At 59.9% G+C, this 17,871-nt stretch carries 13 protein-coding genes and 2 pseudogenes; 12 read left to right on the forward strand and 3 right to left on the reverse strand.

Translation table 11 applies throughout. From position 1 onward, the window contains the following. The first annotated feature begins 133 nt into the window (after window positions 1-133). The 9 genes and pseudogenes from EXR36_11745 (at window position 134) to EXR36_11785 (ending at window position 10,657) form a co-directional block, all read left to right on the forward strand. Window positions 134-1,300 carry an ABC transporter substrate-binding protein gene (locus EXR36_11745; GenBank protein MSQ60283.1) on the forward strand — a complete coding sequence of 389 codons (1,167 nt, stop codon included), beginning with the start codon at window positions 134-136 and terminating at the stop codon, window positions 1,298-1,300. A gap of 175 nt (window positions 1,301-1,475) precedes the next feature. After that, window positions 1,476-2,396, forward strand: a complete 921-nt coding sequence (locus tag EXR36_11750; protein MSQ60284.1) for a branched-chain amino acid ABC transporter permease — start codon at window positions 1,476-1,478, stop codon at window positions 2,394-2,396. Between the two features lie 68 nt (window positions 2,397-2,464). Next, window positions 2,465-3,358, forward strand: a complete 894-nt coding sequence (locus EXR36_11755; protein MSQ60285.1) for a branched-chain amino acid ABC transporter permease — start codon at window positions 2,465-2,467, stop codon at window positions 3,356-3,358. Beyond that, complete coding sequence (locus EXR36_11760; GenBank protein ID MSQ60286.1) at window positions 3,321-4,106, forward strand: ABC transporter ATP-binding protein; 786 nt, start codon at window positions 3,321-3,323, stop codon at window positions 4,104-4,106. The genes EXR36_11755 and EXR36_11760 overlap by 38 nt, the downstream gene beginning before the upstream one ends. Further along, entirely contained in the window at window positions 4,103-4,813 is a 711-nt protein-coding gene (locus EXR36_11765; GenBank protein MSQ60287.1) for an ABC transporter ATP-binding protein, read from the forward strand. The genes EXR36_11760 and EXR36_11765 overlap by 4 nt, the downstream gene beginning before the upstream one ends. Before the next feature lie 328 nt (window positions 4,814-5,141). Beyond that, the gene (locus EXR36_11770) at window positions 5,142-5,543 is read left to right on the forward strand and encodes a RidA family protein (protein MSQ60288.1); all 402 of its coding nucleotides are present in this window, start codon (window positions 5,142-5,144) and stop codon (window positions 5,541-5,543) included. A 213-nt stretch (window positions 5,544-5,756) separates the two neighbouring features. Then, the gene (gene lon / locus EXR36_11775; GenBank protein MSQ60289.1) at window positions 5,757-8,018 is read left to right on the forward strand and encodes an endopeptidase La; all 2,262 of its coding nucleotides are present in this window, start codon (window positions 5,757-5,759) and stop codon (window positions 8,016-8,018) included. Window positions 8,019-8,032: 14 nt separating this feature from the next. After that, window positions 8,033-8,755: pseudogene (locus tag EXR36_11780) on the forward strand (LLM class flavin-dependent oxidoreductase). A 128-nt stretch (window positions 8,756-8,883) separates the two neighbouring features. After that, window positions 8,884-10,657 (forward strand): annotated as a pseudogene (locus tag EXR36_11785) (caspase family protein). A gap of 28 nt (window positions 10,658-10,685) precedes the next feature. On the opposite strand, the gene EXR36_11790 reads toward EXR36_11785, so the two are convergent. Beyond that, window positions 10,686-11,915 (reverse strand): NAD(P)/FAD-dependent oxidoreductase, encoded by a 1,230-nt coding sequence (locus EXR36_11790; protein MSQ60290.1) that lies wholly within the window; start codon window positions 11,913-11,915, stop codon window positions 10,686-10,688. 196 nt (window positions 11,916-12,111) lie between these two features. On the opposite strand from EXR36_11790, the gene EXR36_11795 reads away from it, so the two are divergent. Then, a complete protein-coding gene (locus tag EXR36_11795; GenBank protein ID MSQ60291.1) occupies window positions 12,112-12,594 on the forward strand; it encodes a DUF456 domain-containing protein in 483 nt (160 codons plus the stop codon). A gap of 54 nt (window positions 12,595-12,648) precedes the next feature. Further along, window positions 12,649-13,482, forward strand: a complete 834-nt coding sequence (locus EXR36_11800; GenBank protein ID MSQ60292.1) for an aldo/keto reductase — start codon at window positions 12,649-12,651, stop codon at window positions 13,480-13,482. A 2-nt stretch (window positions 13,483-13,484) separates the two neighbouring features. On the opposite strand, the gene EXR36_11805 is transcribed toward EXR36_11800, so the two are convergent. After that, a complete protein-coding gene (locus EXR36_11805; protein MSQ60293.1) occupies window positions 13,485-14,417 on the reverse strand; it encodes a ketopantoate hydroxymethyltransferase in 933 nt (310 codons plus the stop codon). Window positions 14,418-14,633: 216 nt separating this feature from the next. Between EXR36_11805 and EXR36_11810 the strand changes: the two genes are divergently transcribed. Then, window positions 14,634-16,022: an MFS transporter gene (locus EXR36_11810; protein MSQ60294.1), complete on the forward strand. Its 1,389-nt coding sequence runs from the start codon at window positions 14,634-14,636 to the stop codon at window positions 16,020-16,022. Window positions 16,023-16,227: 205 nt separating this feature from the next. Here the strand turns inward: EXR36_11810 and EXR36_11815 are convergent, their stop codons facing one another. Beyond that, on the reverse strand, window positions 16,228-17,016 hold the full coding sequence (locus EXR36_11815) for an SDR family oxidoreductase (protein ID MSQ60295.1): 789 nt from the start codon (window positions 17,014-17,016) through the stop codon (window positions 16,228-16,230). Window positions 17,017-17,871: the final 855 nt, after the last annotated feature.

Here is a 17,871-nt window from a genome sequence, read left to right on the forward strand (position 1 = left end):
GCCTTCCCTGTATTGTCGCTGTGGCTGCCGAGGACGCTGGGTTTGTCCTAGAAAGAGCTATTGCCGGCGAAGGGCGGTGTTGGCCGGCGCTCCCTATATACTAGGCCGGATTTGAATCCGAAAAGAGCGAAACATGAAGAGAATAACGACAGCCGCGCTGATGGCCTGCGCACTGACCGGGGGAGCGCACGCGGCGGATAAGGTCAAGGTGGGATTCCTAAGCACGTTGTCGGGGCCCTCGGCCGCCATTGGATTGGATATCCGGGACGGTTTCAATCTGGTGGTGAAGAACCATGGCGGCAAGCTGGGCGGGTTGCCCGCCGACGTCTTGTTCTCCGATGACCAGCAAAACCCGGACACGGGAAAGCAGTTGGCGGAGAAATTTCTCAAGAAGGACCGCGTGGATTTCATCACCGGCATCGTCTTCACCAATGTCATGTTGGCCGTGGCGCCCGCCGTGTTCGATGCGCAGACCTATCTCGTCACCGCCAATGCGGGGCCGGCGCAATTCTCCGGGCAAGGATGCAGCCCTTGGCTCTATAGCACCGCGTGGCAGAACGACGGCGCGCACGAGGCGGCCGGAAAGTATGTTCAGGACCGCGGTTTCAACAACATCGCTCTCATCGCTCCCAATTATCCCGCGGGCAAGGACGCGCTCACGGGATTCAAGCGCTTCTATCATGGCCCGGTATTGGAGGAGATTTACACCAAGCTGGGGCAACTCGATTATTCCTCCGAGATCGCGCAGATCCGCGCCGCCAAACCGCAAGCAACGTACGTATTTTTGCCCGGCGGCATGGGCATCAACTTCATCAAGCAATTCGTCGCGGCCGGGCTCAATAAACAGACAGTGCTGGTGGGCCCAGGCTTTATCGCCGACGAGGACATCATCAAAGCCGTGGGCGAGCCCATGGTGGGATTGTTCAACACCTCGCAGTGGGCGCACGATCTGAACAACGAAGCCAACAAGAAATTCGTGGCGGATTTTCAAAAGGAGTACGGCCGGCTGCCGACCGTCTACGCCTCGCAAGGCTACGACGCCGCGCAACTCATCGACTCCGCCGTGCGTGACGTGAAAGGCAAGATCGAAGACAAAGCGGCCCTGGGCAAGGCGTTGGGCGCCGCCAACTTCAAATCCGTGCGCGGCGATTTCAAGTTCAACGTGAATCACTTCCCCATCCAAAACTTCTATCTCCGCCAAGTCGTGAAGGAGCCCAGCGGGCGCATCACCAACAAGCTGGTGGGAATCGTGTTGCCGAATCACGTGGATGTTTATGGGAAAGAGTGCAAGATGAAGTGATTGAGGGAGGGGGGAGGAGAGATCATCGCCGCCGCCTTAGTGCCTCGCGCACGGGGAAAGGTGGTCACTCTCAAGTTACGTAGCCTGTCCCTATTTCCGTAGGCTCATACTGACCAACGTTCCTACTCCTCCCTCCTCCCTCCTCCCCCCTCCCCCCTCCCTCCTCCCTGAGAAGATGGATTTCGTTTTCCTAACCGAACAGTCCCTCAACGGATTGCAATTCGGCTTGATGCTGTTTTTGCTGGCGGCGGGATTGACGCTGGTCTTTGGCATCATGGACATGATCAATCTGGCGCACGGGTCGCTCTACATGACCGGTGCTTACCTGGCGGCGGCGCTGACGACTTATAGCGGATCATTCTTATTAGGCGTGGGGGGGAGCCTGGCGGGTACGGCGGTCATTGGGGTGCTGCTGGAAGTCACGCTGTTGCGTACCTTGTACGAGCGCGATCATTTGTCGCAGGTGCTCGCAACCTTTGCGTTGATCCTCATCTTGAACGAATTCGTGCGCCTCATCTGGGGACCGCAACCGGTGGCGCTGAATCTGCCTGAAGCCTTGTCCGGCCCCGTGGAAGTCATACCTGGACTGACTTATCCCATCTATCGCTTGCTCATCATCGCGGTGGGCATCGCGGTCGCGCTGTTGCTGTATTTCTTGGTGAGTCATACGCGCGCGGGAATGTGGGTGCGCGCGGGTGCTTCCAACCGCGAGATGGCCATGGCGATGGGCGTGAATGTGCGCGGTCTGTTCACCGCCGTGTTCGCCGTGGGTGCGGCGCTCAGCGCGCTGGCCGGGGCGATGCTCGGTCCGCTGCTAGCGGTGCAGGTGGGCATGGGCGAAAGCATCTTGATCCTGGCCTTCGTGGTCATCGTGGTGGGCGGCATCGGTTCCATTCGCGGAGCCTTCGTGGGCGCCATCCTGGTGGGCGTGGTGGATACGGTTGGGCGCACGATTTTGCCCATGACCTTGCGTGAAGTGTTTTCCCCGCAAGTGGCATCCAACCTCGGGCCGGCACTGGCTTCCATCCTCATCTACATCTTGATGGCGGGTGTGCTGTTTTGGCGTCCTCAAGGTTTGTTTCCGGCGCGAGGATGAGCGCGCAGCCGGCCAGCGCCCAATTGCATCACCCGGCGAAACCGCGGACGGAGTTGCTCGTGCTCGGCATGCTCATTTTGTTTCCCCTATTCATGCGCTACATCGACCAACCCTTCTATACGGTGTTGGTGAGCCGAATCATGATTCTCGCCTTGGCCGTTACCAGCCTGAATCTCCTGGTGGGGTTCGGCGGAATGGTGTGCTTCGGACAAGCCGCATTCTTTGGCACGGGTGCCTACGTGGTGGGAATTTTCATGTATCACGGCGTGCTGCCGGCGTGTATCACCTGGCCAGTGGCCATGGCGGTAAGCGCCTTGGTGGCGCTGGTGATAGGGTCGATCTCCTTGCGCACACGCGGCGTATATTTCATCATGATCACGCTTGCGTTCGCGCAGATGATTTACTACGTCTTCGTATCGCTCAAGGAGTATGGCGGAGACGATGGATTACCGCTTGTACAGCGGTCGGAATTGCCATTCGGGTTGAATGCCAAATCGGACGAGGTGTTCTATTACGTCGTGTTGGCGCTAGGGGCTTTGTGCATGGTGTTGGTGCGCCGTTTGGTGAACGCGCGTTTCGGGCGCGCGCTACAGGCCATTCGAGAGAACGAGAGCCGCGCGGAGGCCATCGGCATTCCCGTGTATCGCTACAAGCTTCTGTGCTTCGTGATCAGCGGCGCCTTGGCGGGATTGGCGGGCGCGCTCATCGTCAACCAGAGCCAGCTCGCGAGCCCAACGCTCTTGCAGTGGAACCAGTCGGGCATGCTGCTCATCATGTTGTTGCTGGGCGGCGTGGGTTATGTATACGGCGGAGTGCTGGGGGCAGCCATTTTCTTGCTTCTGGAAGAAGTGCTGTCCACGCAGACCATTTATTGGCAACTAGGTCTTGGTGTCGTGTTGCTGGGTGTAGTGTTGTTCGCGCGCAATGGGTTGCTCAGTTTGTGGGGCCGCGCCCGTGGCTGACGAGGTTCTGCGGTTACAGGGTGTGGTGAAGCGCTACGGCGCCTTCGCCGTGAGCGATGGCGTCACTCTTTCGGTGGTGCGTGGCGAATTGCACGCGCTGATCGGGCCCAACGGCGCCGGGAAGACCACGCTGGTGCACGAAATCACCGGCACCATTGCATGCGACGCGGGCCGCATCGAATTCGGCGGCCGCGACATCACGGCGGTGCCTGCGTACCGGCGTGTACAACTGGGCATCGCGCGTTCCTATCAAGTCACCAACATATTCTTGAATTGCAGCGTGCTGGACAATCTCTCGCTCGTGGTCCAGGCGATGTCGGATACTCCGTTGGGATTCTGGCGCCCGGCGGTGCGGGAGCGTGCTTTGTTCGAGCGCGCGGCCGAGGTGATGATTCGGGTTGGACTCGAAGGCAAGGCAGATGTTCTGGCCAGGAATCTTTCTCATGGCCAACAGCGTCGCCTGGAGGTTGGACTGGCACTTGCCACCGGGCCGAAGCTGCTGTTGCTGGATGAACCCTTGGCCGGCATGGGGCCGGAGGATTTCGAGCAGATGGTGCGCCTGATCGAGGAACTCAAGAGCCAATGCACCGTGCTCATGATCGAGCACGATATGGATGCCGTGTTTCGCCTGGCCGATCGCATCTCCGTGTTGGTGGCCGGCCGCGTGATCGAAACCGGTACGCCGGAAGCCGTGCGGCGCAGCCCGGAGGTGAAGAAAGCTTACCTCGGAGATGAGGTGGCGGCGTGAGCGCTCTCCTAGAGATCGGCGGTTTGGAATCCGGCTATGGCACGAGCCAGGTGCTGTTCGGCATCGATCTACGCATCGACGAGGGGGAAATCGTCACCTTGCTGGGGCGCAACGGAATGGGGAAGACTACGACCGTGCGCGCGCTCATGGGCCTCACGCCACGCTGGAAAGGTACGGTCCGGTTTCGCCGGGAAGACATCGGCGGGCGGCCCGCCTACTACGTGGCCAAATTGGGATTGGCGCTGGTGCCGGAGGGCAGGCAGATCTTTCCGAACCTGAGCGTGGAGGAAAATCTGGTGGCCTTCGCTACCCATCGCGGGCGGACGCATGGTCATTGGAACTCCGAGCGCGTTTACGCATTGTTCCCCCGCTTGCAAGAGCGTAAAAGGAATTTCGGTAACCAACTCTCGGGCGGCGAACAACAGATGCTGGCGATCGGCCGCGCGCTCATGACCAACCCTCATCTGTTGGTGCTGGACGAAGCCACCGAAGGTTTGGCACCGCTCATACGGGAAGAGATTTGGCAGTGCCTGAAGACCTTGAGCGGCGAAGGCCAAACCATTTTGCTGATCGACAAGTATGTCGAGCGGCTCATTAAACTCGCCCACCGTCACACCATCATCGAGCGCGGGCGGGTGGTGTGGGCGGGAAGTTCCAAGGAACTCGATGCCGATCATGGGGTCTGGCACCGGTACTTGGGGGTGTAAAACACTACAAAGGCTTTTTCACCACAGAGGCACAGAGGCACAGAGGAAGACAACCCCAATATCTTAGGATAAGCTGATTAAGCACGTTCGCCCTGAGCTAGTCGAAGGGCGATCCTGCGATGCGGCGATGTGACGAGGCCTTTCGTTCATGGTTCGATCGTTCGGCGGGCTCACGACTCACCACGAACGGAAGACTTGATCAGTGAGTCCCTAATTGGTCACGGAGTGTCCTGAGTGTGCTGTTCACTCACTGCCTTTCTCTGTGTCTCTGTGCCTCCGTGGTGGATGGTTTTTTTCCAAATACGGAGGAACGGCGATGGCGAGCGGACTGGAAGTATTGCAACCACCCGGATGGGCGCGGCCGCGTGGGTATTCGAATGGCATCGCGGCGCGGGGGAGATTGGTCTTTATCGCGGGCCAGATCGGCTGGGACGAGCAATGCCACATTGTGAGCGGCGATCTGGCCGAACAAGCCCGGCAGGCGTTGAAGAACGTTGTTGCGGTGTTGGCACAGGCTGGAGGGCGCCCCGAGCACATCGCGCGCATGACATGGTACGTGACCGACAAGAAGGCCTATGTCAGCGCCTACCGCGCTTTAGGTGCTGCCTATCGCGAAGTCATCGGCAATCACTTCCCGGCCATGACGGCCTTGCAGGTGCCAGCCTTGATCGAGGATGCCGCCAAGGTGGAAATCGAAGCAACTGCGGTGGTGCCGGACCAGGGCGGTTGAAATCCCGCCATTCACCCCGATATCCGAGGAACATTCCCTTGTTCACCGGAGAGCATCTTGGCGCAGGAAGCAGAAAGTAACTCGCCGCCGCCTATCGAGGTGACACCTCAGACTAAAAACGTCCCGGCCTTGCCCGGCGGACGCCCCGTATTCGTATTGCCAGATGATGCTATTGCGCTGATTCCGGTGCGTAATATCGTGCTGTTACCCGGCATGATCCTGCCCCTGTCAGTGGGCCGCGAGGCTTCCGTCGCAGCGGCCCAGCAGGCCATACGGACCGAGCGCCCCATCGGCATCTTGCTGCAGAAGGATGCGGGAAAAGACGATCCTTCCCCCTCGGATCTGCATCACGTGGGCACCGTGGCGCAGATTCTTCGCCTCATCGCCACGCCCGACGGGTCTCACCACGTCATCTGCCAGGGGATGCAGCGCTTCATCGTGAAGGAGTACCTCACTGGTTATCCCTTCATGGTCGCGCGTATCGAACGGGTCAACGACGGCGAGGAGGCGAGCCAGGACATCGAAGCGCGCTTCATCCAATTGAAGAAGAAAGCCCACGAGGCGCTGGAACTCCTGCCGCAGGCCCCGCCCAAGCTGGCCACTGCCTTGCAGGCGTACAACTCCCCCGGCCCCTTGGCGGACATGGTGGGCGGCTTCATGGACATCAAGCCAGAGGAGAAACAAGAACTGCTGGCGAGCTTCAACATCCGCGCGCGGCTCGACAAGGTGCTCGACCATCTGGTGAAGCGCATCGAAGTGCTGCGCCTGACCAAGGAGATCGATGACAAGACCAAGGCCAGCCTGGACAAGCGCCAGCGCGAATTCGTGCTGCGCGAGCAGCTCAAATCCATTCACGAGGAATTGGGCGAGGGCGACGAGGCTGCGGCCGAAATCCAGGAACTGGAAAAGGCCTTGGCGGATGCCAAGATGCCGCCCGAAGTGGAAACCCATGCCCGCAAGGAATTGAAGCGCCTCTCTCGCATGCCGGAGGCGTCCAGCGAATACAGCATGGCCCGCGGTTACTTCGACTGGCTAGTCGAACTACCCTGGTCCAAATTGAGCGAAGGGGCCATCGACCTTGCCGCCGCGCGCACCATCCTGGACGAGGATCACTTCGGCCTGGAGAAAATCAAGCGCCGCATTCTGGAATACCTCGCCGTTCGAAAACTCAATCCAGACGGTCACGGCACCATTCTATGTTTTGCCGGCCCTCCCGGCGTGGGCAAGACCTCGCTTGGCCAGAGTATCGCCAAGGCCATGGGGCGCAAGTTCGTGCGCGTGTCCCTGGGAGGCGTGCACGACGAATCCGAGATTCGCGGTCATCGCAGAACCTACATCGGCTCCTTGCCGGGGAACATCATTCAGGCCATCAAGAAAGCCGGCACGCGCGACTGCGTCATGCTCTTGGACGAGATCGACAAGCTCAGCCGCAGCGGCCATGGAGATCCTTCCTCCGCGATGTTGGAGGTGCTCGATCCCGAGCAAAACGTGAGCTTCCGCGATGCGTATCTCGGCGTGCCCTTCGATCTATCGCGCGTGGTGTTCATCTGCACCGCCAACATGCTGGACACGATCCCAGGGCCGATGCGAGATCGCATGGAAATCATCGACCTGCCCGGCTATACCGCCGAGGAGAAACTGGAAATCGCCAAGCGCTATCTGATGAAACGACAATTGGCCGAGAACGGATTGGCGGCGGAGCGCTGCGCCATCACCGGCAGCGCTATCCAACGCCTCATCAGCGATTACACCCGCGAGGCAGGTGTGCGCAATCTGGAGCGCGAAATCGGCGCGCTGTGCCGCCACGCGGCGGTGAGGGTGGCCGATGGCGAAGCCCGGGTTGAAATCGATGCCGCCCAGGTGGCCGAAATACTTGGACCACCGAAATTCGAGAGCGAAGTCGCCGCTCGCACCAGCATGCCTGGGGTGGCAACTGGATTGGCGTGGACCCCGGTCGGAGGCGACATCTTGTTCATCGAGGCCAGCCGCACACCGGGAAGCGGCCGCTTGATCCTCACCGGCCAGTTGGGCGACGTGATGAAGGAAAGCGCGCAAGCCGCGCTAACGCTGGTCAAATCCAGCGCGGGCGATCTGCAATTCGATGCCAGCGCACTGGACAAATCCGACATTCACGTGCACGTCCCTGCCGGCGCCATCCCCAAGGATGGCCCCAGCGCCGGCGTGGCCATGTTCTTGTGTCTCGCGTCGCTACTTTCCGGCCGCTCCGTGCGCCACGACACCGCCATGACTGGCGAGATCAGCCTCCGTGGATTGGTCTTGCCCGTGGGCGGCATCAAGGAAAAAATCTTGGCCGCGCTCCGCGCCGGCATCACGCGGGTGATGTTGCCCAAGCGCAATGAGAAGGACTTGCGGGACGTGCCCAAGGAAGCGCGCGACAAGATGGAGTTCATTTTCCTTGAGCATGTGAATGAGGCCGTGGTGGCGGCTTTGAGCGAGGGCACTTCCACCAAATAAGCCGGAACCGTGCGATGAAAGCCGATGCCCTCTTAGCTCCCGATCTACCGGCGGTACCCACCCAGGCCGCCGCTTTTGAAGCCCATGGCTACGCGGGCGTGCAAACGGTGGAGACTGGTAATGATCCTTTTTTGCCGTTGCTGCTTGCGGCCGAGCACAGCGAAAGTCTGGAGCTGACCACGGCTATCGCCGTGGCATTAGCGCGCAATCCCATGAATCTCGCGCACATCGGCAACGACCTCAATGCTTAGTATAACGGGCGCTTTATTCTTGGCCTGGGCTCCCAGATTCGCGCCCACATCGAGCGGCGCTTTTCCATGCCTTGGTCGCACCCCGCGGCGCGCATGCGAGAATTCATCGCGGCCATGCGTGCCATCTGGGCCCACTGGTATCGAGGAGAGCCGCTGAATTTTAGCGGCGAGTTCTATCGACACACTTTGATGACGCCGGCGTTTTCTCCCAAGCCCAGCGATGCCGGCCCGCCGCGGATCTTCCTGGCCGCCGTGGGTCCTCTTATACCGGAACTCAACAAGATGTCGAAGGAGGGCCGCTGGGCCGAAATGGGGGACTTGATCTCGGAGGAAATGCTGCACACCTTCGCGGTTGTGGCCGAGCCAGAACAAATCGTTCCGAAGATCCACGAGCGTTTTGGCGGGCTGATAGACCGGGTAACCCTGGATTTCAGCTTCGCCCCGGCGCAAGCTCGCGCCGGACTGATTCGGCAGCTCGCGGCGTAGTTGGAAGAGAACGCTTCCGATCACATTGGCGACGTGATCGCGGGCGTCCCTTCGCTGGAAATTGACCAAGCGCCAATCCGGCGCTACAGTTTCCGCCTCGCAATCACAATAATTCCCAAGGCGGACCCATGAAAACGATCAAGATTCTCGGAGTTCATGGCCTGGGAGATCACCGTAACAGTACCTGGAAGAACGATTGGAAGGCGGCGGTGCTCGCGGTTTTTCCTGGGCAGCAGAACGTTCAGTTGGAGTTTTCCTTTCTTACCTACGACGATATCTTCGAACGGGTGGATTTGTCGGTGTGGGAAACGATGCAAGCCGTATGGAAGCTCACACGAAGCGGGGTGAGTTCCATATTTCGGCGGCGCCGCGCAGTGCTGGGGGACCTGTCGGACCGGGTGAAGTGGACGGCGGGTTATGTCGTTGCCTGGGTCGAGGATGAGGATTTTCAAAAGCAGACTCGCGCTCGCATTCTGGATGCCGTGGCGGCCGAACAGCCCGACATCATTCTGGCCCACAGCCTCGGTTCCCTGGTCACTTACAACGCCTTTTCGCATCCTGATGCGAAGCGGCCTGCTTACGCAGCCGCCATAGCCAAAAGCCGCTATGTCACCTTGGGTTCGCAGATCGGCAATCCTTTCGTGGTGGGTAATCTCACGGGGGGGGCGAATCGTGCCGTTGCCGGTGAAATACTGGCATCACCTGTACAACGAGGAGGACGATGTTTTTACCGCGCCGGTCAGGTTACTCGACGCCGCGAATTTCAGGCAAACGGACACGCCTTTCGATATAGAGGGCATGGCCGATCACTCTCCCACCGAATACCTGAAGCACCGCAATACGGTGGAGAGTGTCTGGCGGCCGGCCGTGGAACAGCGCATCAATGCACGGGCCTTCGGCGCGGCACGCGCGCCCCGCGAAAGCGCGGCGGTATTGAAGAAGCAAGGCCGCACGGGCCAGCGCGCGCTGCTCGTGGGCATCAACCGCTATCCGCAAGAGCAAGACAGGCTCGAGGGATGCGTCAACGATGTATTCCTGATGAGTTCGGCATTGCAAGAGTGCGGCTTCGCGCCGGAGAATATTCGCGTGTGCCTCGATGAAAGGGCCACTCGCCAAGGGATTGCCGAGCGCTTGCAATGGCTGCTAGACGACCCGAGAGCGGGCGATGAACGCGTCTTCTACTACAGCGGGCATGGCGCTTCGATTCCGGAATACGGCGAGAATCTCGAGCCGGATCGCAAGGCCGAGACGCTAGTGCCCGTGGACTTCGACTGGTCGCCGGACAAGGCGATCACCGATGACGAGATTCATGCGTTGTACAGCCAGCTTCCCTACGGCGTGCGCTTTGCGATGATTCTGGACTGCTGCCATTCGGGCGGCATGCACCGGCAAGGGGGCGCCCGGGTTCGCGGACTCAATCCGCCCGACGATATCCGGCATCGCGAATTGAAGTGGGACAAAAGCGCTGATATGTGGGTGGCGCGGGATTTCAAACGCCTCAACAGGGCGTTCTCGTCCGACAATGAGGCGAACAAGAAGTATTTTGGAGAGCAATGGACTTCGACTCGGCTCGGCCGCGCGTCCTTGTTGCGCATGCAAACCGAAGCGCAGTACCGGCAAGTCAAGCGGCGTGCTGGGTCCGCGAAAATAGGCCCCTACCTTCCTCTTATCATCGAAGCCTGCAAGGAAGACCAATTTTCCTATGAATACCGGCACGGAGTGACGAGCTATGGCGCGTTTACCTACGCGTTGTGCCTTGAATTGCGCAAACGCAAGCGCATCAGTTTCAAACGCCTTGTCGAAGTGGCGGCTGCCAAGCTCGCGGAACTGGGCTACGAGCAAGATCCGCAGATACTCGGGCCGGCCGCGGTTGTTGGCGCTCGCGTGCCATGGAGCGAATAAGGCCGTGCCTTCAAGGCGCGGTGCGTTTTCAGACCACTTGGCCAGCGGCGTAGCCGGAGGCCCAGGCCCACTGAAAGTTGTAACCGCCCAAGTGGCCGGTTACGTCCACGACTTCGCCGATGAAATACAGGCCGGGGTGCTTGCTGGCCTCCATCGTCTTCGATGAAAGTTCACGCGTGTCCACGCCGCCCAGGGTGACTTCGGCTTTCTTGTAACCGACGGTGCCGCTGGGCCGGATGCGCCAATCGTGCAGGCGCGCGGCGATTTCGCGCAGACGTGCCGCATTAAAACGCTTCACAGGCTGATTCTCGAAATTGAATTCCGCCCACCGCTCGGCAAGACGCTGCGGTAGAAACTCGCCCAGCGCATTGGCCAGAAGCTTTTCCGGCGAGCGCTCGAGGATCTCCATCGCATCGTGGCCCGGCAGAACATTCACAGAGATATCCTGGCCCGGTTTCCAGTAAGTGGAAATCTGAAGTATCGACGGGCCAGACAGGCCGCGATGGGTGACAAGCAGTGCTTCCCGGAAACTCGCGCCGTTGCAACTGACGGACGCATCGATGGAAATGCCCGCCAACCCGGCGAACTGCACCAAGGTGTCCGGCGCGAATGTGAGCCCAACTAGCCCCGCGCGCAAAGGTGTGACCGCCAAGCCGAACTGCCCTGCGATGCGATAACCGAAAGGGCTGGCACCGAGTTGCGGAATGGACAGTCCGCCGGTCGCGATGACCAACGATGCGCATTCATGGATGCCGCGGTTGGTGCTAATCACGAATCTCTCGCGCTTTTCGATGGAATCGATTTCCGCTGGCATGCACCACCTTACACCGGCATCGTCGCATTCGGCTTTGAGCATATCGATGATCTGCTGCGCGGAGCCGGCGCAGAATAATTGTCCGTGCTTCCTCTCGTGCCATGCGATGCCATGCTTCGCCATGAGCGCGATGAAGTCCCGTGGGGCGTAGCGCGCGAGCGCCGAGCGGCAAAAGTGCGGATTTGCGGATAAATAATGCTCCGGGCGCACGTCTTTATTGGCGAAGTTGCAACGCCCGCCGCCGGAGATACGGATCTTCTCGCCCAATATCTTCGCGTGGTCGATGAGCACCACTTCGCGCCCGCGCTTGCCCGCTTCAATCGCGCACATCATGCCGGCTGCGCCAGCGCCGACGATGACCACGCCGGCGCTCTGGGCCCCGTTTCGATGGGCTCCCGTTTGGTTACTCACTTGCAATGGAGCGGCATTTGGAAAGGGGGGCATTCTAGTCCGATGGCCCTTCAAGGGACGCGCTGGCGTGGCTTTATAGGCAGCAACCTTATCGGGACATGCGCGCGGAATGCATTTCGGAATTCAGATATTCTGCGGCTCTTGATTTTGCGGTGAGGCTTTCAAGGCGGCCGTAGATTAGGCATTGCGCCGCCATTCGCGGAGCAAGATCAACTTTTTGGGCGAGATCGTGGGCGATACCTCATTGTGGATACTGAGCGCGACGCTGATCCTCCTGGGCTTGGCGGGCACCGTATTGCCAGTCCTTCCCGGGACCTTGCTCATTCTGGTGGGCATCGTGACAGGCGCCTGGATCGGCGACTTTACCCGCATTGGCTGGGGCAGCGTGGCGGCGGTAACGGTGCTGGCGATTGTGGCTTGGGGCCTGGATTACGCGAGCGGCGTACTTGGCGCCAAGAAAGTGGGGGCGAGCCGCAAAGCAGTCATTGGCGCGGCGCTGGGGACCGTGGCCGGTATATTCGGCGGTATCGCGGGCGTGTTGTTCATGCCTCTCGTTGGTGCCGCCTTGGGAGAATATCTGGCGCGACGCGATTACGACCGCGCCATCAAGGCGGGCGTTGCCACTTGGCTCGGCATCATGGCTGGTCTCATTGCCAAGGTGGTGATTGCCTTCATGATGACCGGCATCTTCGTGGCAGCGTTGCTCATTTGATGGACCGCGTGCCTTGTGCGATTGGACTCTCATGATGGGAAGAAGGGGAAAACCATGAAAACCGTTGCGCTCCCATCTGGCGAATGCGTGCCCGCACTGGGGCAGGGCACCTGGAACATGGGCGACAATCGCTCCGCGCGTAGCGAAGAAATCGAAGCGCTGCAATTGGGACTCGATCTCGGGCTCACGCTGATCGATACGGCGGAGATGTATGGCGACGGCAGATCGGAAGAATTAATCGGCGAAGCGATCGCCGGCCGCCGAGACCAAGTTTTTCTGGTGAGCAAAGTCTATCCGCACAATGCCACGCGCAAGGGTACCGCGGCCGCCTGCGAGCGCAGCCTCAAACGCTTGCGCACCGACCGCCTCGATCTTTATTTGCTGCATTGGCGCGGCAGCGTGCCGTTGGAAGAGACGCTGGAAGCATTGCTTGCGCTCCAGGAAAAGGGAAAGATCCGGCACTTCGGCGCCAGCAATCTGGATCTTGACGATATGCGTGAGTTTCACCCCCTCGCCGGCGCCGAGGCCGTGGCCACGAATCAATTGCTCTACAACCTCACCCGGCGCGGTATCGAATGGGATTTGGCCCCTTGGATGCGGGAGCGAAGAATTCCAATCATGGCGTATTCGCCCATTGAACAAGCGCGCTTGCTACGCAACCCCAAACTTACAGACTTCGCGCGGCGCAACGGCATGACAGCGGCGCAGGCGGCGCTCGCTTGGTTATTGGCCAAGGAGAACGTGATCGCCATCCCGAAAACCGGCCAGCGGCAACACGTGAAGGAAAACACCGGATCCTTGCAACATACGCTTACCAAGGAACAGATCTCGGAACTCGATAAGCTGTTCCCGCCGCCGAAAGGGCCGGTCGCGCTGGAGATGTTGTAGGCCTATCTTGCCACGGGGGGTACGTCTGGCCGGCGCTCACTGCGTTCGGCTTGATCCACGAAAGCCTTGAGCAACCCCTCTGGTGCCTCGATGACGTGCTCCCTGCCCGGGAATCCGCCAGACCGAACATCCTGAATGAAATCCTTGAACCCGCCGATGCGTTCGGCCTGCATGGCTTCGCGTAGTTTGAATAGGTTGCGGTACTGCTTCGAATGCCTCGGGTAGGGCGGGCCGTTGTTGCCGAGAATATCTTCCGCGAACAGGAACTGGATGTCGCCGCCGCTGCCGGCACCGATGGATGACGTGAGCAATGTGGTGCGCCTGGTGATCTCTACTAGCAATTCGGCGGGGATGACTTCGACTTCCACCGCCCAAGCGCCGGCTTCCTCCAGGCGTTTGACCTCGCGGTAAATCCACAGCGCTTCTTCGAGAGTCTTGCCGACGGCGCGCAAGCCGCCGGTCCAGGTACTCTTTCTGGGCACTAACCCCGCATGGCCCTGCACCGGCACACCCGCTTCCGCGGCGGCGCTCACGAATCGCGGCGACCATTGGCACATGATGCCGTCGGCCCCCAGTTCCATCGCTTGATAGGCGAGGCGCACCGCTTCGGCCTCGCTGGCCGCGGCCACTAACGGTACCGAGAATGACATGAAGGTATTGGGCGCGGCTTTGCGAATCGCCGCCGCCAGTTCGGGCCGCTTCGGATCGAAGCGTACTTTCATGGTGTCGATGCCAGCTTCTTCGGCGGCGGCCGCCTCCTCCGGCGAAAAAGGCAGGGTCTCCACCAGAACCCGCTTGCCTTTCTGGTCCCGCAGATCTTTGACCGTGTAGTTACGGGTGCCGTAGGCCCCGCCCAAGGTCATCACACGTTTCAGTCCGCGCTTCGTGGCGTCGCGCGGTGGAATACCCCCATCTCCGGTTGCATGACTGGCCATGGCCTTAGCTCTCCTCGATTGATCTGCGTTATGCGGTGCAGCCGATTTTACCGGCTGGCCGTGCCCGTGTGCTGAGCGGGGCTTGGTCCATATTCGAGCACAGCTTAGGTAGGCAGGAAAGCCCAATACAATGGCGTGTTTGACGGGATATGCGGATGTTCGCCCTTACACCCCATGAGCATCACCACCACTATAACAACACACAGAGGAGATTTCATGGCGACCACATTCACGCCCGCGTTCGAGGAGGCCACTTACAAGAAAGTCGCCGCGCGTCTCATCCCATTCTTGTTTCTATGCTACATCGTCGCGTTCCTAGATCGCGTGAACGTGGGCTTCGCCAAGTTGCAGATGGCGAGCGATCTGCACTTTAGCGATGCCATCTACGGTTTTGGCGCTGGCATATTCTTCATCGGCTACTTCATATTCGAGGTGCCGAGTAACGTGATCCTGGAAAAGGTGGGGGCGCGCATCTGGATCGCGCGCATCATGATCACGTGGGGCATCATATCGTCGGCTTTCATGTTCACCGGCGATATTCACTGGGGCGCCATCGCCACCATGTTCCATTGCACGGACGCCCAATTCACGTTCTATTTTCTGCGCTTCTGGCTTGGCGTGGCCGAGGCGGGTTTCTTCCCAGGCGTCATTCTCTATCTGACCTATTGGTTTCCCGGCGCGCGGCGCGCGAAGATGGTGGCACTGTTCATGACCGCCATCGGCGTGGCTCAGTTGGTGGGCTCGCCAGTTTCCGGCGCCATCATGCAGTTCACGGATGGCGCGTATGGCTGGCGCGGATGGCAATGGCTGTTCCTGCTCGAGGGCGTACCGTCGGTGATCATCGGCATACTGGTGTTCGTGATAATGCACGACGGACCGAAATCCACTCCCTGGCTCACGCAGGACGAAAAGAATCTTCTGATCAAGCGGGTTGAAGAAGACAATGCCGCCAAACGGCAACTGGGCCGCAGGCACGGCTTTATCGACGCCTTCAAGGACGGTCGTTTATGGGCCCTGGCGTTGGTCTACTTCGCCATGGCTACATGCTTCTACGCAGTGGGATTCTGGATGCCGACGATCATACAAGAGTTGGGTATCGACAAGAAGGACCTGCTCAAGGTTGGCCTGGTGAGCATGATTCCCTGGGGTGCCAGCATAATTGCGATGATTTACTGGGGCACCCATTCCGATCGCACGGGTGAGCGCCGCTGGCACTGTGCCACCGGTTTTCTGGTGGAGATGGTTGGCCTGCTGGTTCTAGCGGTTGCTCATCACTCTCCAGTCATATCGATCATTGGGCTCACATTGATCACCATCGGATGGGCTGGTTGCGTGGTGACTTTCTGGTCGCTCCCGACGGCCTTCCTCTCCGGCACGGCGGCGGCCGCGGGAATCGCGTGGATCAATTCCGTGGGAAACCTCGGTGGCTACTTCGGCCCGGATCTCATAGGTACCATTCGAACGGCGGCGGGTGGAGCGGCCGAGGCGGCGTTTTTCGCTTTGGCGGGTTTGGCGTTCGTGGGGGCGCTCATCGTCATCCTACTGCCGAAGACGCAGCCCACGCCGGTGCAAGGAGAGAAGGCGGTGACCGCGCCGGGCGGCTAAGCCTGCCGGTTTCGTTTAGTCTCTTACGGATTCACTGTTGACAGAATTGGAGAAGAAATTGCGGAGCGGTGGTCTGGTTTTGGGGGATCAACAAGTGGATCGCCCCTTGTTCCCTCTGGTGGGATAAACAAGGGGGTTCTCCCCTTGTTCGTAACATGATTGTTGCCGAAGCGAGTGCATGCGTTTTGGTTCCGGCTATGCCGGCTTAGGGATTTCGCGGCGGGCCTTTCCCAAGATGCCTGCCGCCATCTACCTTGAGGATCTCGCCGGTGATATGCGACGCCCCTTCTAGGAGCCAGATCGCAACACTGGCGACATCATCCGCATTGGCCACCTTCGCCAGCGGTACCGAGGCCTTGTAGGAGTCCAAGAATTTTTGATAGCCAGTCCGGTCCGTAAAGCGGTCCAGATGCCATCGCGTATCGACCAGTCCGGGCGCCACCGCATTGACCCGGATGGTGGGCGCGAGCGCGCGCGCGAGCGCGAGGGTCAAGGCATTGAGTGCCCCCTTCGATGCAACATAGGCGGTGGATGTCCCCAAACCGGTCAAGCCGGCCATGGACGAAATGTTCACCACGGTGCCCGCGCCGGCCGACTTCATCGCCGGCACGCACGCGCGAATCATCTGATAGGCGCCGATGACGTTGACGCCATAGATGCGCTGCCAATCCTCGGCTACTAGAGCCTCGAGGTCATCCGCCTCGGCGAACTTGGTAATGCCGGCATTGTTGATGAGGGCATCGATGCGTCCCCAGCGTTCGCGCGCGCGAGCCGCGATGCGCCGGCAGTCGGCGTCGGTGGCCACGTCCCCTTGCACAAGAATCGCCTCCGCGCCCGCTGCCTCGCATTGCGCCAGCGTTGTGCGTGCCTCCGTTTCGCTGCGCGTGTAATTCACCACCACACGGCAACCCTTGCGCGCGAGTTGTACCGCGCAGGCCGCCCCCACACCGGCGGACGAACCCGTCACGATACACACTGATCCGTTCAGTTCCATTTCAATCTCCGGTATTTGGGCAGCGAATTCTAAGGCGGCTATCGCCTAAACGGCCAGTGGTGATTCAGGGCCGCACTCCCCCTTGTTGGCGTGCGATCCTCTAGAGATGGAAGCCGCGTGGGGGTAGCCGGCGGCTACTCCCCACGAAGGTTCGTAACGCGGAATCTGGCAACGGCGGTACTGGGAGCACCTGATTCGTGACGAGGTGGAACATGGATCATGTGCATTTCAACCCGGTGAAACATGGCTTGGTCAGTCGCGTGATCGATTGGCCCTTTTCAACGTTTCACCGCCTAGTGAAGGATGGGGTCTATCCGCCGAATTGGGGTGGCGAGTCGGAGGGAGCCTTGCGTTACGACGAATGATATTCGGCGCAATATGGCGCATGTTGGCGCAATGCGCCATATTGCGACCTACGCGGGCTATGCCACCCGCGGCACTCTTCCAACCCCGCCGCTCTTCCGTGCGCAAGCATTTCCCATATACCGTTCGCCGCCCACTCCCCGGGCTTCTTGAACAGCGGATTGAAACGACTCTTCGAGGCGCCTCAATCCTTATGGGTTAGGCTTGTGCTTCGAAATAGCTATCAATTGCTCTGTTCAGCGCTGGCGAAAGGACGCCATCTGAAGTCAGGTCCTCTAGCTGTGTCGCTGTAATGGTTGAGATTACGTTCGATACATGAAGTAGGTCTTTTGCCATTTTGCGTGGAAAGTTCTGTCGGATATCCCCCCCACGATTCTTCGCGAAAGCTGCGCTATCCCTCCGTGAGTGAACTCATCGAGAGCGCCGTGGCCCGACTCATACATTGCCTTTAGGGCACCTCACCTCTAATAATTCAGCATTCTAGAGTAGTGT

The organism is Betaproteobacteria bacterium, from assembly GCA_009693245.1.
In the GTDB taxonomy this organism is placed as follows: Bacteria; Pseudomonadota; Gammaproteobacteria; order Burkholderiales; family SHXO01; genus SHXO01.